This is a genomic window from Bradyrhizobium monzae (assembly GCF_021458635.1).
Classification (GTDB): Bacteria; Pseudomonadota; Alphaproteobacteria; order Rhizobiales; family Xanthobacteraceae; genus Bradyrhizobium.
On sequence record NZ_JAIRDQ010000014.1, the window covers coordinates 42,055 to 61,089 of the forward strand.

The following is a 19,035-nucleotide window of genomic DNA, read 5'->3' on the forward strand; positions in this document are numbered from 1 at the left end:
TCGTGCGACGCGCAAACTTGACCGCCGCTACCCGCTCATTGCTGCATGGCTAGCCGGGTTTCAGGCACCCCTTTTATGGACAGGAACCAGGGTCCGCGCCGCTCCGTTGGAGCTGGCGTTTGAGGATAGGGCCATGGCAAAGAACGACGACCTTCGCTGGGGAAGTCCCGGAGAGAACGCGGTTCATATCTGTGTCGATATGCAGAGGATGTTCTCTGAAACCACGGAATGGAAGATGCCGTGGCTGCCGCGCGTGCTGCCGAATATCGTTTTGATCGCGGGCGCGCATTCCGAGCGGACCATTTTCACCCGCTTTATCCCCGCGAGAAAACCCGGCCAGGGCGTCGGCATGTGGCGGCATTATTATGAGCGCTGGGAAGCGATGACGATCGACCGCCTTGGCGCCGAGATGATCGGACTCGTCCCGGACCTTGCGCAGTTCGTTCCCCCGGCGCGCACCTTCGACAAGGGCGTCTACTCGCCCTGGACCGGAAGCGACCTGCACGAACAGCTGCGCGGCGCGGGTGTCGATACCGTCATCATCACCGGCGGGGAAACCGATGTCTGCGTGCTCGCCACCGTGCTCGGCGCGATCGACTGGGGCTTCCGCGTCGTTCTGGTGACGGATGCGCTGTGCGGTTCAGCCGACGAGACGCACGATTCCATGATGAATATCTACATGAACCGCTTCGGGCAGCAGGTCGAGTGCGTCACGACCGAGACGCTTCTGAACAGCTGGCCCGGAAGCGCGCGGGCGAGGCTTGTGTCGTGAACAACTCCTACCTGATCCAGATTCTCCTGCCCAAGGAGAAAGGCGATGGCCGGCCGGTTTCACAGCGCTGGTTTGAAGACTTCCTCGAAGAGCTGAGCGGCAACTTTGGCGGCGCGACGAGCTTTGTCCGGGCGCCTGGCCACGGCCTGTGGCGCAGCGGTGAGGAGAGCCTGGGGGACAATATAGCCGTCATCGAGGTTATGGCGGCAAAACTCGCACCCGAATTCTGGCGGAGCCTGCGTGATCGCCTTGAGCGGGAGCTTTCACAAGAGGAGATCGTTATCCGCGCCCAGGAAATCATTGTCCTGTGAACGTTTAGGAACGGTCCTCCCGGCGGAATGTTTGCTGTCCGAAACCAAACCCGGAGGACCCCATGGGTTTTTTCACCAAGGACATCAAAACACTCAACGACCTGTTCGTGCACACCCTGCAGGACATCTATTACGCCGAGCAGCAGATCGCGAAGAACCTGCCCGACATGATCGAGAAGGCAACAGATCCCAGCCTCAAGAACGGCTTCCAGACGCATCTTTCCGAGACCAAAGGGCAGATCACCCGGCTGGAGAAAGTGTTCGAGATGCACGGCGTTGCGGCGAAGGGCGTCGACTGCCCGGCCATCGACGGCATTCTGAAGGAAGCGAGCGAAGTCGCGGGCGACATTGACGACAAGCAGGTCATGGACGCCGCCCTGATCGCAGCGGCCCAGGCCGTCGAGTACTACGAGATCACCCGCTACGGCACTCTGATCGCCCGGGCCAAGATGCTGGGCCGCGCGGATTGCGCTTCCGTCCTCCAGCAGAACCTCGATGAGGAGAAGGCGACCGACGAGAAGCTGAACACGATGGCGCTGCGCAGCGTCAACCAGAAAGCCGCCTGAGCCGTTGGCGGTCCCCGGCCGCGCGCTCCCCGCGTGCGGCCCCTTATTTACTGCAGGACATTATGGGTCTTGAAATATTGAGGGCGGCGGCAGCGGCCATAACGATTATCGCGGCCGCCAAGGTCGCAGCGAACCTCACCGCACGGATCACTGTGTGGACATTCGCGATCTTCATAACGGCATCCATCTTCTGGAGCGCGGATGGCGTGCTTGAGGCAAAAACCTCGCTTGTCGTCCAGAACGCCGTCCTGCTTGTGATCAACGTTCTCGGCGTATGGCGTTGGCTGCCGCGCGCCGGCAAGGAAGCCCGCGCAGCATAAGGCGTCAGCGTACGGTCCCTCACGCCTGCTTTACGTCCGCGATCGACCGGCCGGCGAGAGCGGCCTCGCCTGCTTCCGTCAAAGCGCCGATGGTCGTCTTACCCTTTTTGGCGCAGCGCACGAGGCTGTCCGCAATAACGACCGGAACTCGTGGCCCCGGCAATCGGGCCGGCTATCGCATATGCGGTCGAGAGCAGCTTCCATATTTGTCAGGATCGGGGATCAAAGCTTTCGAGGATCATGGCACTCTCCCTGCGTCAAAGGACGCGGTCGGCGACCCAACCCCGATGTCGCTCGCCGGGTCCAATTTCGGAACCAAAACGTTCCGGCGCCGGAACAAAGCCCTGATGCGATCCATTGGACCGGAGTGCCGCGCAAGCTCAAGGTCTATCAGACTTCCCAGGGATTTTTCGATCTAGCCATTGCAGCCCTCTCGATGAAGGCCGCGCTCGAAGCATGTGGCGCGGCCAGCAACCTCTTCCACCAGGGATTCGCGAAAGACGCGGAGGACGAGACGGTGATCGCCGCCGCCATGGCAAAGCCCGGTGTCGTGCTGCAGCTACCCGTCGGATCAAGCTCCGCCTTTAAGGAGCACGCGGAGTTGCCATCCGCCGCATCGCTCGACGGACCACCGCGAAAGAAGGAAAGACCCGGGAGGAAAGCTCCGCCGAAAACGCATGATGAGAAAGCCGAACGCAAGGCCGCGGCCAGATATGAGAAGGAGGAGCGCGCACGGAAAGCGCGCCGCGCGAAGGAAGAGGCCGAAGCTGCCAGGGCCCGCGAGAAACGCAACTAAGCAATTGAGAAGGCCCAGGCGGCGCTTCTTGAGGCAGAAGCCGATCACGAGGAAAGAGCTGACGCCATAGCGAACGATCTTGAGGCCGCGCAGAGCCGCGCCGAGGCAGAAGACGAGCGCTGGCGCGAGCTTAGAAAGCGCCTCGAACGCAATTTGCGGAAAGCGAAGGACTGACCGGTGCCTTCCTCATCTCCTGCCCCCATCAAACAACTGACGCTGGAGGAAAGACGCGAACGGCGCCGGCTTCGCCGCGAAAAGCAGCGCGAGAATAACATCCTGCGCGCGGCGAAGATGCACCGCGTGAGGCTCAAGATGGAGAGCGAGGGTCTTCCGCCACCGCCTGATTTAGAGAAGACAATCTTCGTAGGCTGTTCCGGTTGGCGTTACTGGAAATGGCGGGATTCCTTTTACGCGTCGGTGCCGCAGGCTAACTGGTTCTCGCTCTACGCGTCGGCATTCGACACCGTCGAGATCAACGCGTCATTTTACTCATGGCCGACCGTCGCGGATGTTCAGGCCTGGCGCCGCCAGCCGGGCGGCAAGGATGTCATCTACACCGTAAAGGTCTGCGAACTCATCACCCACGTCAAAAAGTTCAAAGGCACGAAGACGCTGATCCGTGATTTTGGAGTCATCGCGGATATTCTCGGTGAGCAGATGGGCTGCTTTCCGTTCCAGCTCCCACCGAGCGTCTTCAACTGAAAGACGACCGCAGTCCGCAAACTGACTCCATTTGCGACCAAAGCTTATTAGTGCTGTGCGTCAGCGCGTCCGCAGTGATGATCATTTCTCACCAGCACCGACGTGAAGACGCTGCCGGCGATGGTCGCAAGTCAGACTGGCGAAGAATTGAACCAGTTGTCGGTGGCCGCGCCGTCCACGGCTGCAATCGCGCCTCTCGTCATCGTCGGCATCTTCCTTGAATTGCCCATGCTCAGTGGTTCAACGACGTACCGCAAAGTAGCGGCGAGCCATATAGTGAGATCATCCACGGCGGTCGTTGCGGTCCACCCCTCCCGCGCAGAGAGGTAATACGAATCTCGGGCTAGAACCAGTCAAGCGTATTCATGCGCTTATCTCGGAACAGGCGCTTCCGATGCCAGCAGGCGCGCGGCCTTGAGATCGCTCCAGAGCGCGGTTGGCACCGTGGCGCTCAGCGCTGCCACGTTGCGCTCGACCTCCTGCGCATTATGCGCCCCCAGCACCACGCTCGCGACCGCGGGATGACCGAGCGCGAAATGCAGAGCAGCCGTTGGTAGCGCAACGCCGTGAGCTGCGCAGATACGCTGGATTTCGGCAACCTTCGAAACGATCTGCGGCGGCGCGTCCTGATAATTGTACTTGGCACCCTTGGTGGCGCCCGTCGCCAGAATCCCCGAATTGAATACGCCGCCGAGCAACACCGCGATGCCCTGCTTTAGCGCCAGCGGCATGAACTCCTCGAGGGCCGGCTGCTCTAGCAGCGAATAGCGCCCGGCAAGCAGCATCACCTCGAAGGATCCGGCCTGCGCGAAGCGCACGCACATCTCGGCCTCGTTGACGCCGATCCCGATACCCGCGACCACACCTTCGGAACGAAGTTTGTCGAGCGCTACATAGGCGCCGGACATCGCTTCGCGAAATCGGTCCTCGATCGCGTCCTTGCCGTGGGTCCACACATCGACATCATGGATCAGCAGCAAGTCGATCCGGTCGGTGCCTAGACGCAACAGCGACTGCTCGACCGAGCGCATGGTGCCATCATAGGAATAGTCGACGACGGCTCGGTGCGGCTGCCCTCCAACAAATCCGGACCGGGTCTCCGGCTGGTGAAACGGGTCCATCCAGCGGCCGATTTTGGTGCAAAGCACCACATCCTTTCGCGGCACACGCCGAAGCGCCGTTCCGCAGCGATGCTCCGAGAGGCCGTTGCCATAGTGCGGTGATGTATCGAGCAGATTGATGCCGAGTTCGAAGGCGCGGCTTGCTGCGGCAACTGCAGTCTGGTCGTCGAGCTCGAGAAAGAGATCGCCGAGCGGTGCGGTTCCGAACCCGAGGATGGAGACTTCTAACCCGGCTCGGCCAAGTGTACGGCGGGGTAACGCTGATTGCGAAACCATGGTGGATTGCTCTCCCTTTTCCGCGTCTCAATCGCGCGCTGGTTTCATTGGCAGCGACGCGCAGGGTATGTATTTGCCGTCACGTGTCAACGCGAAGAATGCGCCCCTTTGCAAGGCAGTTCAGCTCATACCATCGGGCCGTTAAGGATAGAAGAAACCGACACGCTGGGTGTTCCACGACCTGCGACAACACGGAACGATGCTTCCCTAAGTCACGCGCGACGCGCTTTGCACGCCTGATCGCCTAGCTTCAACTCGAACGGCAATACGACGATCGCGAGAGGCGGCTGTCGGTCATCATGCGTGGCCTCCGCCGATACGACGCCGAGCAAGGCAGTCCGTTTCGCCGGCCGGTCGGAGAAAGCCTTAGAAGTCTTCACCATCTGGATACGCCAGGTATTGCCGACGAAACCATTGATTAGCGCGATCCCTTAGGGGACCTGCCTTCTTGGGCCACTCAAAAGAACTTGGTCTCGGACGACCATGGCTTAAAGCAGACGGGTCGGCGCCGGGGCCGGGAGACTACCTTGGGACCTGCCGGAGCACTCACCGACGACAGCAGCGGGTCGGAGCAAGCCGGGCCCGCCAGACGAAGCGTCATGACAATTGCGGGAAGCAGAAGCGGAGCAATGACAATCAGATGTGCGTGCCCGGCAAGGGATTGTGCAGCGGCGAAGGTGGCCATAGCCGGCCTTCATGATCGCACCCAAACCCGTGACCAAAAAATGATACCCAGGGAAAACTGCTATCGCGGTGCGAAGCCGACCGAGCCCCGCTTGCTGAAGCTGAATTTCCAGAGGCTGGGACTATTTACTTTCTACCGGCGGATAGCGTGGCGTTTCTTCGCAGATCTATGGCTGTAGGACCGCCGGTCGCTCGCAGGTCCTCACTCAGCAGCTCAAAGGCGAGATCAGGTATCGCACTGCGGTGGCGGTTCGCGAACATGTCGCTTGCTTGACACCTTCTGGAGCGCCGGTCTCTAATCTGCTTCGAGGTCCTGCGGTGGACAGGCAATACTTTCTGCCCCAAGCAAGAACAGGATCGACTGCCCCACCCAGCGATTGGTCAAGGGTGCAGAATTCAAAATAGTTTCCTGGGAGGGAACAATGGACAGACGCCAGACACTCAAGCTGATCGGTGCTACGTCCGCGTTGGCCGGTGCCGGTTTCCCGGGCCTTGCCTTTGCGCAAGCCCAAAAGGAAATGGTCACGGTCGTGAAGATCGCTGGAATTCCGTGGTTCAACGCACTTGAAAAGGGAATCCAGAAGGGTGCGAAGGATTTCAGCATTAATGCCACTATGGTTGGCCCGGCGAACGTCGATCCGGCACAGCAAGTAAAGCTCCTTGAGGATCTGATCGCAAAGAAGGTCAACGTGATCGGCTTGGTGCCGCTTGATGTAAAAGTCTGCGAGCCCGTGCTGAAGCGCGCCCAAGCCGCCGGAATCAAGGTCATCACGCATGAGGGGCCGGAACAGGAAGGCCGCGACTGGAATGTGGAATTGATAGACTCCGTTCGCTTCGGCGAGGTTCAGATGGAACGTCTCGCCAAGGACATGGGCGGCGAGGGTGATTATGTCGTCTATGTCGGGACTCTTACGACGCCGCTTCACAACAAATGGGCAGATGCCGCGATTGCCTACCAGCAGAAAAATTTTCCGAAAATGAAGCTCGTCGCCGATCGCTTCCCCGGCGCCGACGAGATCGACACCAGCCAACGCACGACGCTCGACGTGATCAAGGCCTATCCGAACCTGCGTGGTATTCTCGGCTTCGGTTCGAACGGACCAATCGGAGCCGGAAATGCCGTACGTCAGCAACGCCTTGGCAAGAAGATCGCGGTGGTCGGCACCGTGCTGCCGAGCCAAGCGAAGTCGCTTATCGCAGATGATACGATCCGCGAAGGCTTTCTTTGGAATCCCACCGATGCGGGTTACGCCATGGTCGCCGTGGCTAAACTCGTGCTGGATGGCAAGCCGATCACGGATGGCGTCGATGTACCCGGTCTTGGCAAGGCAGCCGTCGACGTCGCAGGAAAGCAGATCAAGGTGGACAAGATCATGCGCATCAACAAGGAAACCATCGACGGGTTGATCGCCGGAGGACTCTAGGCCGAGACCGGTTTAGCGCCTCATCGCGCTGCATTCCCGGCTCTCACGGGTCGGGGATGCAGTACCAGTCGAGTGATCGCACGATCGAACCATCGCAGGCGAACCTTTGGCGACTTTCCTGGAGATGTCCGGCATATCGAAGCGCTTCGGCGGCGTGCACGCGCTTCGCAACATCGATCTGACTCTGGAAGTCGGCGAGGTGCATTGCCTGGTCGGCGAAAACGGCTCCGGCAAGTCTACCCTGATCAAGATCATTTCGGGCGTCGAGGCAGCGGAGCCTGGCGGCCGGATCGCAATTTCCGGCAAAGAATATCCCAAACTAAACCCGGTCTACTCCACGCATTGCGGCATTCAGGTCATCTACCAGGACCTTTCGCTATTCCCCAACCTCACCGTCGCCGAGAACATCGCGATGGCCCACCATCTGGGCGGTCTCCATTCGGTGAACTGGGCCGCGATGCGCGCCATTGCGAAGGCCACGATGGCAAAGATTGGCGTTGAGTTCGACCCGGACACAAAAGTCTCAGAACTCAGCATTGCCGGACGCCAGCTGATTGCGATCTGCCGGGCCCTGGCTGCGGATGCCAAACTCCTGATTATGGATGAGCCGACTGCATCATTGACTCGCCACGAAGTGAATGCCCTGATCGAGCTCGTGAGCGAACTAAAGCGTGCGGGCATCTGTGTCGTTTTCGTTAGCCACCGCCTCGACGAGGTACTTGAAATCGCCGAACGCGTAACCGTACTGCGGGATGGCGCCAAAGTCGGTACCTTTGCTGCAGACACAATCGACGGGCGGAAACTCAGCCACCTAATGACCGGTAAGTCTTTCGAGTATCAGGTGCAGGCGCCTGAGCTTGCCGCCGGCCCGGTCGTCCTGGAAGTTGAGGGGCTAGGCCGCGAGGGTGAGTATGAGGACGTAAGTTTGCGGTTGCGCGCGGGGGAAGTGGTGGGTCTCACCGGTCTACTCGGCTCAGGTCGAACCGAACTCGCGTTGTCGCTGTTCGGCATGAAGCCGCCAGATCGTGGCACCATCGTGCTTGACGGGCGGCCGATCGCGCTCCGCACAAATGCAGAGGCGATCCATCGAGGGATCGCCTATGTATCCGAAGATCGGCTTACGCTTGGTCTCATCCTGAATCAGTCCGTCACGGCGAACGTGACGCTTACGGTGCTGGAACGCCTGGCTAGCGCGTTCGGCCTGATTGCAGCACGCGCGCGACAAACCCATGTCGCCCGGTGGGTTGCTGAACTCGGGATCAAGGTCTCCAACCCGGCCAACGCGGTGAAGACACTCTCCGGGGGCAATCAGCAGCGGGTCGTGCTCGCCAAATGGATGGCGACCAACCCGCGGGTGCTTATCCTCGATAGTCCCACGGTGGGCGTCGACATCAGCGCTAAGGACGGCATTTACGAAATTATCCGGCGGTTGGCGCACGACGGCGTCGCGGTGTTGATGATATCGGACGAAATCCCCGAAGTCCTTTATCATAGTCATCGCGTTCTGGTGATGCGGGAAGGTCGTTTGACGACAGACGTGGCTGCCGCAGCCACTTCCGAAGATGCGCTTCGGCTGGCCGTCAATGCCTGAATCGCACATTGCATCATTCGGCAGGTTTCGTCGCAGCCATGAGTTCTGGCTGCTGATAGTAATCCTCGGGCTCTGCGCCAGCTTGGGTTTCGCGAATGCCCAATTCCTGACCATGCAGAATCTGTTTGACCTGCTGACCTCCTACGCATTCGTCGGCATCCTGGCGCTCGGATTACTGGTCGTGCTGATCGCCGGCGGAATCGACATCTCATTCACCGCGACCGCGTCGGTGGCGCAATATATCACACTCTCGATTGCCAATGCTTACGGCGCGAACTGGATCGGCGTCTTTGCCATCGCGATTGGCATTGGCGGTGCGCTCGGTGCCTTAAACGCGATTTTCATCCAGAAATTTCGAATACCATCGATCATCGTTTCGGTGGCAACGCTGAACATCTTCTATGGGCTTCTGATCTTCTTCACCGGCGGCAAATACATCTATTCTTTGCCCGACTGGTTTGCGGCCGGGATATTCTGGTTCGAATTCGAATGGGGCAAGGATAGCTCGTACGGTGTGAACCTGCAGATCCTCGCGCTCGCGCTGGCGTTTCTCGTCACCTGGCTCCTGCTCAACCGAACCAATATCGGCCGGCAAATCTATGCCTTGGGAGGCAATGCCGATGCCGCGCAACGGCTTGGCTTCCACATTTTTGGCCTCAACATATTGGTCTATTGCTACATGGGTGTCATGGCCGGAATCGCCTCCCTGATCCAGGCACAACTCGCGCAGTCTGTTGCCCCAACAGTGCTCGTCGGCAAGGAACTCGATGTGGTCGCCGCCGTCGTGATTGGCGGCGCCAGCCTGATGGGAGGCACCGGCACCGTTCTTGGCACGTTCTTAGGCCTGACACTGCTAGCCGTGCTCCAAAATGGAATCATCTTGCTGGGTATTTCGTCATATTGGTCGCCGTTTTTCGTCGGTTTGGTCATTCTTATTTCGGTCTCGGCGACCGCCTGGTCGCAGCGAGAGCGGCGAACCCGGGGCGCGCGCCGATGAGCAACGCGCCCACCCTCTCACTTGGTCGGCGTATGGTCGGCCTCGCCGGCAGCGGCACGGTCGCCACCCTCCTCCTGCTGTTACTCGCGCTCTGGGCGGTGTTCGCGATCACGATCGGCGACCGGTTCTTCTCGGTCAACACGCTGCAATCCATGGCTTTCCAGATGCCGGAACTCGGCATCCTCTCACTTGCGATGATGCTGGCATTGCTATCCGGCGGGCTCAATCTTTCCATCATCGCGACCGCCAATCTGTCAGGACTGACCATTGCCTTCCTGCTGACGCGCTACATCCCGGGCAGTCAAGGTCTTGCCTGGGTCGGCATTCAGGTGCTGGCGATCACTGCAGGATTTGCAGTGGCCGCGTTGGTCGGCCTCCTCAATGGTTTTGTCATCGCGTATCTCGGCGTTTCGCCGATCCTGGCCACGCTCGGCACGATGACGCTCTGCAAGGGCCTCGCGATCGGCCTGTCGCACGGTAACGTTATCTCGGGATTTCCGGAGCCCATTGTATTCATCGGAAATGGAACGGTTTTCGGGGTACCCTTTGCTCTAATCGTACTTGCGTTCTGCGCGTTACCCGTCGCGCTCATGCTGAATATGACGCCATTCGGGGCAAAGGTCTACATGATCGGCTCGAACGAGAAAGCGACCCGCTACTCCGGGGTCAACACCCGCGCCGTCCTCCTCAAACTCTACGTCTTTTCCAGCCTGCTCGCGGGCGTGGCAGCGGTGGTCATGTTGGCACGTTTCAACTCGGCCAACGCGGCTTACGGCGAGAGCTATTTGCTGGTCACCATACTTGCGGCCGTCCTCGGCGGCATCGATCCGTTTGGTGGCTTCGGCAAAGTCGGCGGGCTATTGCTTGCACTGATCATCCTTCAGGTGATCTCCTCGGCATTCAACCTTCTGAACCTCAGTCAATTCCTCACGTTGGCGATCTGGGGTGGAATCTTGATTGCCGTCGCGGCGGTTCCTCGTTTTGCTGGTAAAGTGCAACGGTAGCAGCGATGATGAGCTCGGTCGTCTCGACGCCAATCGCGGTTCTCGACATTGGCAAGACCAGTCTGAAACTGCTAGTGGCGACCGAGGAGGGATGGCCGCTCGAAACACACGCGGTTCCGAATGTGCCGATAACTCAAGGTTCGTATCTTGCCTATGATCTTGCCGGGGTTAGAAGGCTGGCTTCTCGATACCCTTGCCGTCGTGTCTCAACGCCACGCCACGCCATTGGCGCCGTGATCGTGGCCGCGCATGGATGCGGCGCGGTTCTCGTCGACGGTGACACGCCAGTGCTGCCGATGATGGACTATGATGCGGTCTCTCCGCCGGCAATCGATGAAGCCTATGCCCGGATCGCGCCCGGCTACGATGAGGTGTTTTGCGGATTCGGAGGCGCGATGCGGCTCGGAAAGCAGCTGCTCTGGCAGGAAAGCGCATATCCCGTCGAATTCGCCCGCGCAAAGACCTATCTGACCACCGCGCAGTTTTTCGCCTTGCGGCTTGGCGGACGTGCCGCCAGTGAAATCTCGCAGTTCGCGGCTCAGAGCCATATTCGCTCTCCCCTCATTCATCGGCTGCGACCATCAAAACGATAATAACGCTAGTCCGAATAGTACAAAGTTTGCCGGAAGTCCGCCGCTCAACCCTCCAGGTACTGACGGCCTCTCTGTAATTCGGCGCGGCGTTTGCGTCATCGGCGCCAAAGGCTGACCCCAACCAGAATCAGCGCGGACTTTGAAATCATTATGTGCGGGTAGTTGTTGAACGCAGATGGGAGTCAAGCTTTGGCGCTTATCACATTGCACTCTTCCGAACACTTCATCAAACGCGACCCAAGATTCAACGACGCTTCTTCATCGCAAGTTCTAAACGTTGGCGAAGAGACTGCGGGGTGTAAGGCTTCACGAGCAATATCGCGCCCAATCGCGCGGCTTCAGATTGCACCCCACTGTCACCTGTCGCGAGAACTAGGCGTAGACCGGGCCGGCGCACGTAGACGTCCCTTGCGAGCTGCAGACCGGAAACTCCAGGGAGGCCGACATCAGTAAGTAAGATGTCCACGGGCTGCTCATCCAGAATCTTCAGGGCTTCTTGAGCCGTGCTGGCCTCTTTTACCTTGCATGCGATATCGTTCAGCATCTCCGTCGTCGTAAGGCGGGTGAGGTCGTCGTCTTCAACTAGCAACACGGTCGCGTTCTTGAAAGTCTTTTCGCTGGCCAAGTGTTGCGATCCCCGTGCGCCGCGCCTTTGAGCTTGATTGGCCAACACGTGTCTGATTTTTCGGGCAAGCGCCTCGCGTGTATAGGGTTTGGCTAGAAGCTCTACCCCAGGATCAAGCCGCCCGCCGTGCACGATGGCGTTCTGAGTATAGCCGGATGTGAACAGGACCGCGACGTCGGGCAATCGTTCCTTGGCTTTTCGCGCCAAGTCTGGGCTGCGCAGCATGCCAGGCATCATGACGTCGGTGAAGATTAAGTCTATCGGGATGCCGCTATCGACGACGACGAGTGCGCTCGCCGCATCCCGCGCCTTGACCACGCGATAGCCGAGCTCGGTGAGCATCGAGACCGCGACCTCGCGAACCTCATCGTCATCTTCAACCACGAGGACAGTTTCCTCCCCGCCTTTGATCTCGCCGGACGGAGAACCGACCAGAGTATCTTCGCTCGCCACCTCTCGCGGGAAGTAAAGCTTCACTGTGGTTCCGGCACCTACCTCACTGTAGATTTTGACATGTCCGCCGGACTGCTTGAGGAAGCCGTAAACCATGGCGAGGCCCAGGCCCGTGCCCTTGTCCTCCGCCTTAGTTGTGAAGAACGGCTCATAGACCCGTTCCAGGATGTCCGGCGGAATGCCGGTGCCCGTATCGGTCACCGCGATCATCACGTATTGTCCCGCGGACAATTCCTCATGCTGCCGGACATATTCGTCATCGAGGAAGGCGTTGCTAGCTTCAATCGTCAGTCGACCTTCGCCGTCCATCGCGTCGCGGGCGTTGATCGCGAGGTTCAATACCGCATTTTCCAGTTGATCCGGGTCGATGAGGCTATTCCACAGCCCACCCGCGACTACCGTTTCAACCTCGATTTCCCCACCCAGGGCGCGACGAAGCATCTCATCCATGCCTTTGATAAGACGGCCGACGTTCACCACTTTTGGTTCCAGCGGCTGTCGCCTCGCAAAGGCAAGCAACTGGGAGGCAAGTTTCGAACCGCGGGCAACACCTCCAAGAGCGCTTTGGACCCGCATCTCGGCACGGGCATTGCCGGCGATATCCTTGCTCAGCAGTTGCAGGTTTCCGCTGATGACCTGCAGCAAGTTGTTGAAGTCATGAGCGACGCCGCCGGTGAGTTGCCCGATCGCCTCCAGCTTCTGCGATCGGATCATGGTCGCCTGCGCCACTTGGAGCGCAGCTTCCGCCTCGCGGCGTTCGGTGATATCCCGCGTCACCTTGGCGAAGCCGACGAGCTTGCCGTCGTCATCCCGAATGGCATCCATCACGACGTGCGCCCAGAACGCAGTGCCGTCCTTTCGGACCCGTTGACCTTGGTTCTCCCATCGCCCGACGCGGGCCGCCGTCTCCAGGCCGGTACGCGGAAGCCCGGCGGCGCGGTCGGCTTCCGTGTAGAAGTTGGAGAAATGTCTGCCAATGATTTCTTCGGGAGTATAGCCTTTGATGCGCTGCGCACCGGCGTTCCAGCTTGCCACGTGGCCTTTCACATCCAGCATGTAGATGGCGTAATCGGTAACGCTTTGAACCAGCAGTCGGAACTGTTCTTCGCTTTCGCGAAGTTTTGCCTCGGCGGCCCTTCGCTCGGTCAAGTCACGAGTGATTTTGGCGAAGCCGACAAGTTCCCCCTCAGGCGAGCGGATCGCGTCGATGACAACATGGGCCCAAAACTGCGTTCCGTCTTTGAGGACACGCCAGCCTTCGCGCTCGAAGCGGCCGGTGCGCTCGGCCTCCTCCAGCGCTTGAGCAGGAACGTTCTGCGACCGCTCGGCGTCGGTGTAAAACGTCGAGAAATGACGACCGATAATTTCATCCGCCTCGTAGCCCTTGAAGCGCGTAGCGCCTGGGTTCCAACTAGTCACGCGACCCTCGCGATCTAACATGTAGATCGCGTAATCAGTAATCGCTTCGACGAGAAGCCGGTAGCGGCCGTCGTTGGTCTGAGCGGCATCAAGGAGGTTTGGCGTTTCCATACGAATCCTATCCCAGCCCCAGTTGGGTTGGGACGCAGTCTACTGAAACGCCACTTAACCAATCCGGTTCCATTAAACCGGGATTTCGGAAGCTGGACTGAACCACCACGGAGTGGCCCTCAACCCTCCCGAACAGTCGGGCCACATTGCCTCGCGCCAAGCCCGATTTCTTATCCACTACCGCAAAGGCGATCGACTCTTCCGAGAGGCCCGCGGAACGTTCCCGCCAAACCAGCTTGCTATCGGGGTTCAATGTCCGCTTCGGGTACGCAGGTGGTTACGCAGCAAGCACAAGGTCAGGCGACGCAGGGGCGGGACCGATCCACTCTCGCACCTTTACGGGCACTTCGGGCTCGTACGTCTAACCGCTTGGTCGCGACCAGGCGCGGGTGAGGCGTGAGGTCTTGTCCGAGAGCCGGATGCGGGAGATCTGCCTGTCCGGTTCGACGAGAGGGATGTGGAAACGGAGTCACGGCTGCACCACTAAGGCACCGCCAGACGAAAGAGGCGGAAACAGATATGTGCAGCCTAAGGCCACCGCGCCACATCTCGACTCTACCAATCGCGTCGGTCTGCACCTGAATTCGGGACTTCCTGTCCATCCCCGGCACCGGACATGTCGCAGCACTGCGCCAACTGACGCGATGGGCCATTTTCAGACGTCGCCCGCGAGAAAGACGCCGTCCTTCTGGACGGCGTTACTCCGCATCGATCCTGTAAATGTCGCCGGGTTCGTTCCTCGAACATCGCTTGCTGCTTTTCAGTGAGAACCGCTGGCACAACTTCCGCCGTCCAGCCTTCGGTAACGGCCGCGAGGACCAGCGCCATCGCCTGACTAGGTTTGGCTAACGCTAGCCACAACTGCTTCCTTCGCTGGGGCCCGTCGTCCGAGGTCCACCTCAACGATAGCGAACGAATTGCCGAACGACTCTGCCATCACCGGCTAATGCCGCAGCGTGTCGCTAGTTGCTAATTTCGGGCAGTCGGACGGGGCCGGCAATCAACCTATAGGTGGGCACCCAAGCGGTATTCCACGATTCTATGGTCGCGCCGCAGATCGAGCACTCGAAGCTGGCAATCTGCCGATTCGGGGCCATCGCCTCGGTTCGCCTATAGACCGCGCCACACCGACAGGATCGGTTATGAGAATCGAGCATGCACATTTATGCGCCAAAAAGGCGAAGCAGGCCACTGCGAAAATCGAACTAGGCCGCTGAGGCTGGGAACAGCCTGAAACCGCTGTGTGGGGTGTCCGCCTTGCTCCCAACTTTGCATGTGGTTACGCTCCACAGAGAAGCTCAATTCGGTACTGGCAGAGACTTCACATGCTAACGAAGACACGCGAGTACATTGATTTTTGGATCGAGAATAGCGTTCACGCTGCGGAGCAATACGGGACACCGGGCGCTTCACAAAGCGTGGACGTATTGGTTGAGCGCCTCGTTGACGGGGCCAAGAATCAAAACATTACGCGAGAGGCCATTGAAAAAGAGGTCGGTGATCTAAAGCAGTACATCGAGGGCAAGCTTGCGGCTGCCAACCGGATTGAGCAGGAACGCCGCAAATAACATCGACTTGCACCTGAGTTCCAGGGCCGCGACGTCTATCTTAGCTCCGATCACGAAGGCACTGCGAGAATAGCCATGGCAATGCGAGAGGAAATAAAGCGAGTAATACATGCTGCGACACCCGGTATGTCGCAGCAGCTCTACTCAACACTGCTGGTGTTGGGCGAGCTCTTAAGCAGCGCACTCGACAGAATCGATGAGCTTGAGAAGAAAGCCGACAGACAAACGGCGGATAAACGCTGATCGAGCACCAAGGGGAAGAACATCCCTCAATGGAAGTTCAAGACGCCTCACCTGCCGGCCTCGCCCTCGACCTCTCGCGCTAACCGCTCCGCTCTGAGACGTCTGTGGTTTTCTTGGAACTCTGGATCGGCCTGACTGTCCGCAATCGTTTGTCGCGCTCCGTTTGGGTTTTGCGCCTTGCGGTCCGCCTCGTCGGCTACCTGCTGCTGAGCGGAGCGTTTCCGTTCGGTCATTATTAGATCCTTGCACTCATTGATTAGGGCCGTATCGCCTCGCAAAGATAGTTGGAAGAAGGAGTCATCAAGTCACTTCGCGTAACCATCGGAGCCACGCGATCCGACGCTCTCCATTCATCCAATGGTCAATTTCGGTCTTGCTTGTGAAACCCATGATTTCTCGGGGTTCTGCGCCTGGGTACTCGGCGATGATAGCCCAGTCGCCTTCAGAGTTACGGACTGGTTTGAAACTCAATTTAACTTTTGCCATGCCGAACTATGCAGGAAAGTGCGTAAAAAGTGAAGCTCGCTGAAGCATTTCGAGCCGCCGGCCCCGCTCGACGCCTTGCAGGCGAGAGTCGTTATATTCCGAGCACCCAAGGTCGTTCCCAATCAATCACCAGGTTCGGAACAAACCACCACCCGTGATGAAAAGCACCGCTGGCTTTCTTATTGAAGTCTTTCAATTGCTCGTGTATTGTCTCGAACATCGATACTGGCCGAACAACTGTTCCGCTTTCGCCTCAGCTCCTGACGGCGCGCACGTTTCAGACATTCTCCAACATCGACTAACCGGAACTGGCCGCAACTCCGCGCGCCAGATCCTGCGCGTATGCGAAAGGACGACCTGATGAACACAGGCACAGTGAAGTGGTTTAACACCCAAAAGGGCTTCGGCTTTATCCAGCCGACAAACGGCAGCAACGACGTTTTTGTTCATATCAGCGCGGTCGAACGCGCCGGCATGGGCACTCTCAGCGAAGGTCAGACGGTGTCTTATGACGTCGTCGCAGACCGTCGTACGGGCAAGTCCGCCGCCGAAAATCTTCGTGCTGCTGCTTAAGTAAGCACGACAGACCTGTCGCTCTCGCCACGGATGTACTGGCAGAGCTTGTGGTCATGCCCCGTTCCCAAATCATTGGGAGCGGGGTTTTTGATGGAAGCCAGTCAAAGCGATACATAAGTAAGCTCGTCGGTGGCTTCGGGTCAAAATCATCGTGCGTAATCACCGAGGGAAGAGCCGACAATCTGTTCTGGACTGCGTCCGCCAAGCTAACTCAAGCGACGTTGGGACTGGCGGCGGCCTCGATCGCTGGACGGCTGACTCGTAGTTCAATCCCTGGCGAAAAGCAGCAATGGCTGTTCGAAGAGCCAAACTACGAGCGATAGTTACGGACTGCGGGAGCCTCCCGCTACCGGGGATGCCTTTCCGCTGCCTCGGCCCGATGCGGCCTGTTCAACCTCTTTAAGAAACGATTCGTCCGTGTATTGGGCGGCCGTGCATTCGACATACGTGGTTAAGCGCAAAGCAGGAAATCTAATGAGTATTGTAAAGCGGCATCTGGCCGAGCAGGAAGAGCGCCTGGTCTTAGTCGAGGAAATCTGCATCGATAAAGGAGCGCTCGTCTTGGATACCGCCACAGACGAAGTGTACTTTTCTGCGGATGAAGATGCTTACAGGAACGCCTACGTCGCCGTCTTTCAGGCGTGGGCGAAGGGCACAATCAAGGGCACAGCGGAACAAATATTCGACGCGACAAAATCCATACTCGAGGATTAACGAACCCGCCAAGGCAAAATGGTCCGCACGTGAGCGCGTCCGATCCAGAAGCAACAGGATGCATTCCAGTCCCGCTGGAGCAGCCGCAACCGCGAGGTAAACACATGTCCTATGCGTATAAGCTCAATGAAGACGTTCGCCACCAACCCCAAGGGCCACAAGGACGGACCGGAACTGAACGGCCGGCGATTTACACGATCGTACAGCATATGCCCATCGAGTCCGATGGACGGGTTAGGTACCGCATCAAGTGCAAGACCGAGAAGATCGAGCGAGTCGTTACGGAAGATCAGCTTTCATACCTTCAGTGACCTCCAGCGGTTGATCGATTGCGAAAATGTCCTGAGAGCGCGAGCCCTGCTACGCAAAAGCGTGGTACCTCGACCAGCGTTCCGATCAACCGCAACAATGCTTGCTGTTCGGGCCCACTTCCGTGACGCAAGAACTCACCCAGCTCGACGTGAGATAGGCGGCCACCAGAGGGCAGGTAAGGATCATGCCCTCCGCTCCGCCCTGCGGTACGTCAACGTCAGCTGTGACCGTGTAGGAAGCATTGAGCAGCAGCGGTGAATCCCCCTGCGGCAGGCCGACCATCAGCCGGGTGTAGACGAACTCGCTGCGCCCCGCGGTGATGTTCGGCCGAGGCGCAACAATGCGCGCTGCCACCGACGCATCAAGCGGGAAGACCTGGTACTTCTTGGCCTCAGCGATGAATTTCCTTTACCTTGTCCGGATGCTTCGCGGCAATGTCGTCGGCCTGGCTGAAGTCAGCGTTCAGGTCATAGAGCTGGAACACCTGGTTGTTGAGCGGATCCAGATTAGCCGCACCGAACGCTTCCCAAGGCGTAGAGCGCCCATTGGCCCATCATCTCGAAGTCTTGGAACAAGGGGAAGATCGTCGGCGCAAAGCCGCCGCTCCGCCCGAAGCACGTCTGGTCAATCCGAACCAAGCTCCAGGTCGAAGGCCGAATGCGCGATCTGGCGCTGTTCAACGTCGTCGTCGATAGCAAGCTGCGCGGCTGCGATGTCGTAGCCTTGAAAGTCGATGACCTTGCGCCGGGCGGATATGCCGCCGACCGCCCGACGGTCCGACAAAAGAAGACCGGCCGGCCAGTCAAATTTGAACTGACGGAATCGACCCGGCAGGCAATCGACGACTACCTGCGGCTTACTGGCAAGAAGTCAGGAGAATATTTGTTCACTGGCCGGCGGCGGAGTGGGCATATGACGACCCGCCAGTATGCCCGACTTCTGTCTCACTGGATCGCTGATATCGGACGGGACCCGCACCTGTTCGGGACGCATTCCCTTCGCCGGACCAAGGCGACCTTGATCTATCGCCGAACTGGCAACCTGCGAGCCGTACAGCTCCTTCTCGGGCATACCAAGATCGATAGCACCGTTCGATATCTAGGCTTGAGGTCGACGACGCCCTCGCGATAGCGGAACAAGTTGACGTCTGACTTTGGGGGCAGAGCAGACGTGCTCTGCGCTGCCCTCACAGACGGCTCCGGGCCAACAACGGAAGTCAACCTGGGCTGTAACGAACGAGGCCTCTATCGAGGCGGCCTTACATGCTCAAGTAGAACGATGCTCTCGCGTTTCTAGTGCCTCTTGGCATTGATCATCATCTTTTTGAGGGCGCTAGCCGCGTCCACCAAGTAAACTAGTGGAATAGCAAGT

The 19,035-nt window shown here is 58.9% G+C and carries 17 protein-coding genes and 1 pseudogene; 15 read left to right on the forward strand and 3 right to left on the reverse strand.

The window, feature by feature from the left end:
* The first annotated feature begins 133 nt into the window (after nucleotides 1–133).
* The 6 genes from K3F49_RS34525 to K3F49_RS34550 all read left to right on the forward strand — a co-directional run bounded on the left by K3F49_RS34525 (nucleotide 134) and on the right by K3F49_RS34550 (nucleotide 3,467).
* Entirely contained in the window at nucleotides 134–772 is a 639-nt protein-coding gene (locus K3F49_RS34525; RefSeq protein WP_234685551.1) for a cysteine hydrolase family protein, read from the forward strand.
* Complete coding sequence (locus tag K3F49_RS34530) at nucleotides 769–1,083, forward strand: hypothetical protein (RefSeq protein ID WP_234685324.1); 315 nt, start codon at nucleotides 769–771, stop codon at nucleotides 1,081–1,083. The genes K3F49_RS34525 and K3F49_RS34530 overlap by 4 nt, the downstream gene beginning before the upstream one ends.
* A 62-nt stretch (nucleotides 1,084–1,145) precedes the next feature.
* Entirely contained in the window at nucleotides 1,146–1,649 is a 504-nt protein-coding gene (locus K3F49_RS34535; protein ID WP_234685325.1) for a YciE/YciF ferroxidase family protein, read from the forward strand.
* Nucleotides 1,650–1,711: 62 nt separating this feature from the next.
* On the forward strand, nucleotides 1,712–1,969 hold the full coding sequence (locus tag K3F49_RS34540) for a hypothetical protein (protein WP_234685326.1): 258 nt from the start codon (nucleotides 1,712–1,714) through the stop codon (nucleotides 1,967–1,969).
* 367 nt (nucleotides 1,970–2,336) lie between these two features.
* Entirely contained in the window at nucleotides 2,337–2,765 is a 429-nt protein-coding gene (locus K3F49_RS34545) for a cell envelope biogenesis protein TolA (protein ID WP_346657387.1), read from the forward strand.
* 177 nt (nucleotides 2,766–2,942) lie between these two features.
* Entirely contained in the window at nucleotides 2,943–3,467 is a 525-nt protein-coding gene (locus K3F49_RS34550; RefSeq protein WP_234685327.1) for a DUF72 domain-containing protein, read from the forward strand.
* 371 nt (nucleotides 3,468–3,838) lie between these two features.
* Here the strand turns inward: K3F49_RS34550 and K3F49_RS34555 are convergent, their stop codons facing one another.
* Complete coding sequence (locus tag K3F49_RS34555; protein WP_234685328.1) at nucleotides 3,839–4,864, reverse strand: aldo/keto reductase; 1,026 nt, start codon at nucleotides 4,862–4,864, stop codon at nucleotides 3,839–3,841.
* A gap of 1,106 nt (nucleotides 4,865–5,970) precedes the next feature.
* Here K3F49_RS34555 and K3F49_RS34560 point away from each other — a divergent pair.
* The 5 genes from K3F49_RS34560 to K3F49_RS34580 all read left to right on the forward strand — a co-directional run bounded on the left by K3F49_RS34560 (nucleotide 5,971) and on the right by K3F49_RS34580 (nucleotide 11,157).
* Complete coding sequence (locus tag K3F49_RS34560) at nucleotides 5,971–6,972, forward strand: autoinducer 2 ABC transporter substrate-binding protein (RefSeq protein ID WP_234685329.1); 1,002 nt, start codon at nucleotides 5,971–5,973, stop codon at nucleotides 6,970–6,972.
* A gap of 106 nt (nucleotides 6,973–7,078) precedes the next feature.
* Nucleotides 7,079–8,563: a sugar ABC transporter ATP-binding protein gene (locus K3F49_RS34565; protein WP_234685330.1), complete on the forward strand. Its 1,485-nt coding sequence runs from the start codon at nucleotides 7,079–7,081 to the stop codon at nucleotides 8,561–8,563.
* Nucleotides 8,556–9,560: an ABC transporter permease gene (locus K3F49_RS34570; RefSeq protein WP_234685331.1), complete on the forward strand. Its 1,005-nt coding sequence runs from the start codon at nucleotides 8,556–8,558 to the stop codon at nucleotides 9,558–9,560. Before K3F49_RS34565 ends, K3F49_RS34570 begins: the two co-directional genes overlap by 8 nt.
* Nucleotides 9,557–10,564, forward strand: a complete 1,008-nt coding sequence (locus K3F49_RS34575; RefSeq protein ID WP_234685332.1) for an ABC transporter permease — start codon at nucleotides 9,557–9,559, stop codon at nucleotides 10,562–10,564. The genes K3F49_RS34570 and K3F49_RS34575 overlap by 4 nt, the downstream gene beginning before the upstream one ends.
* Before the next feature lie 8 nt (nucleotides 10,565–10,572).
* Complete coding sequence (locus K3F49_RS34580) at nucleotides 10,573–11,157, forward strand: acetate and sugar kinases/Hsc70/actin family protein (RefSeq protein WP_234685333.1); 585 nt, start codon at nucleotides 10,573–10,575, stop codon at nucleotides 11,155–11,157.
* Between the two features lie 244 nt (nucleotides 11,158–11,401).
* On the opposite strand, the gene K3F49_RS34585 is transcribed toward K3F49_RS34580, so the two are convergent.
* A complete protein-coding gene (locus tag K3F49_RS34585; protein WP_234685334.1) occupies nucleotides 11,402–13,765 on the reverse strand; it encodes a hybrid sensor histidine kinase/response regulator in 2,364 nt (787 codons plus the stop codon).
* A gap of 1,325 nt (nucleotides 13,766–15,090) precedes the next feature.
* On the opposite strand from K3F49_RS34585, the gene K3F49_RS34590 reads away from it, so the two are divergent.
* The 3 genes from K3F49_RS34590 to K3F49_RS34600 all read left to right on the forward strand — a co-directional run bounded on the left by K3F49_RS34590 (nucleotide 15,091) and on the right by K3F49_RS34600 (nucleotide 17,352).
* Nucleotides 15,091–15,333 (forward strand): hypothetical protein, encoded by a 243-nt coding sequence (locus K3F49_RS34590; RefSeq protein WP_234685335.1) that lies wholly within the window; start codon nucleotides 15,091–15,093, stop codon nucleotides 15,331–15,333.
* A 1,089-nt stretch (nucleotides 15,334–16,422) separates the two neighbouring features.
* Nucleotides 16,423–16,635 (forward strand): cold-shock protein, encoded by a 213-nt coding sequence (locus tag K3F49_RS34595; RefSeq protein WP_234685336.1) that lies wholly within the window; start codon nucleotides 16,423–16,425, stop codon nucleotides 16,633–16,635.
* Between the two features lie 477 nt (nucleotides 16,636–17,112).
* Nucleotides 17,113–17,352 carry a hypothetical protein gene (locus K3F49_RS34600; RefSeq protein ID WP_234685337.1) on the forward strand — a complete coding sequence of 80 codons (240 nt, stop codon included), beginning with the start codon at nucleotides 17,113–17,115 and terminating at the stop codon, nucleotides 17,350–17,352.
* Between the two features lie 396 nt (nucleotides 17,353–17,748).
* On the opposite strand, the gene K3F49_RS34605 is transcribed toward K3F49_RS34600, so the two are convergent.
* Nucleotides 17,749–18,018, reverse strand: a complete 270-nt coding sequence (locus tag K3F49_RS34605; RefSeq protein WP_234685338.1) for a hypothetical protein — start codon at nucleotides 18,016–18,018, stop codon at nucleotides 17,749–17,751.
* 303 nt (nucleotides 18,019–18,321) lie between these two features.
* On the opposite strand from K3F49_RS34605, the pseudogene K3F49_RS34610 reads away from it, so the two are divergent.
* Nucleotides 18,322–18,815: pseudogene (locus K3F49_RS34610) on the forward strand (tyrosine-type recombinase/integrase).
* Nucleotides 18,816–19,035: the final 220 nt, after the last annotated feature.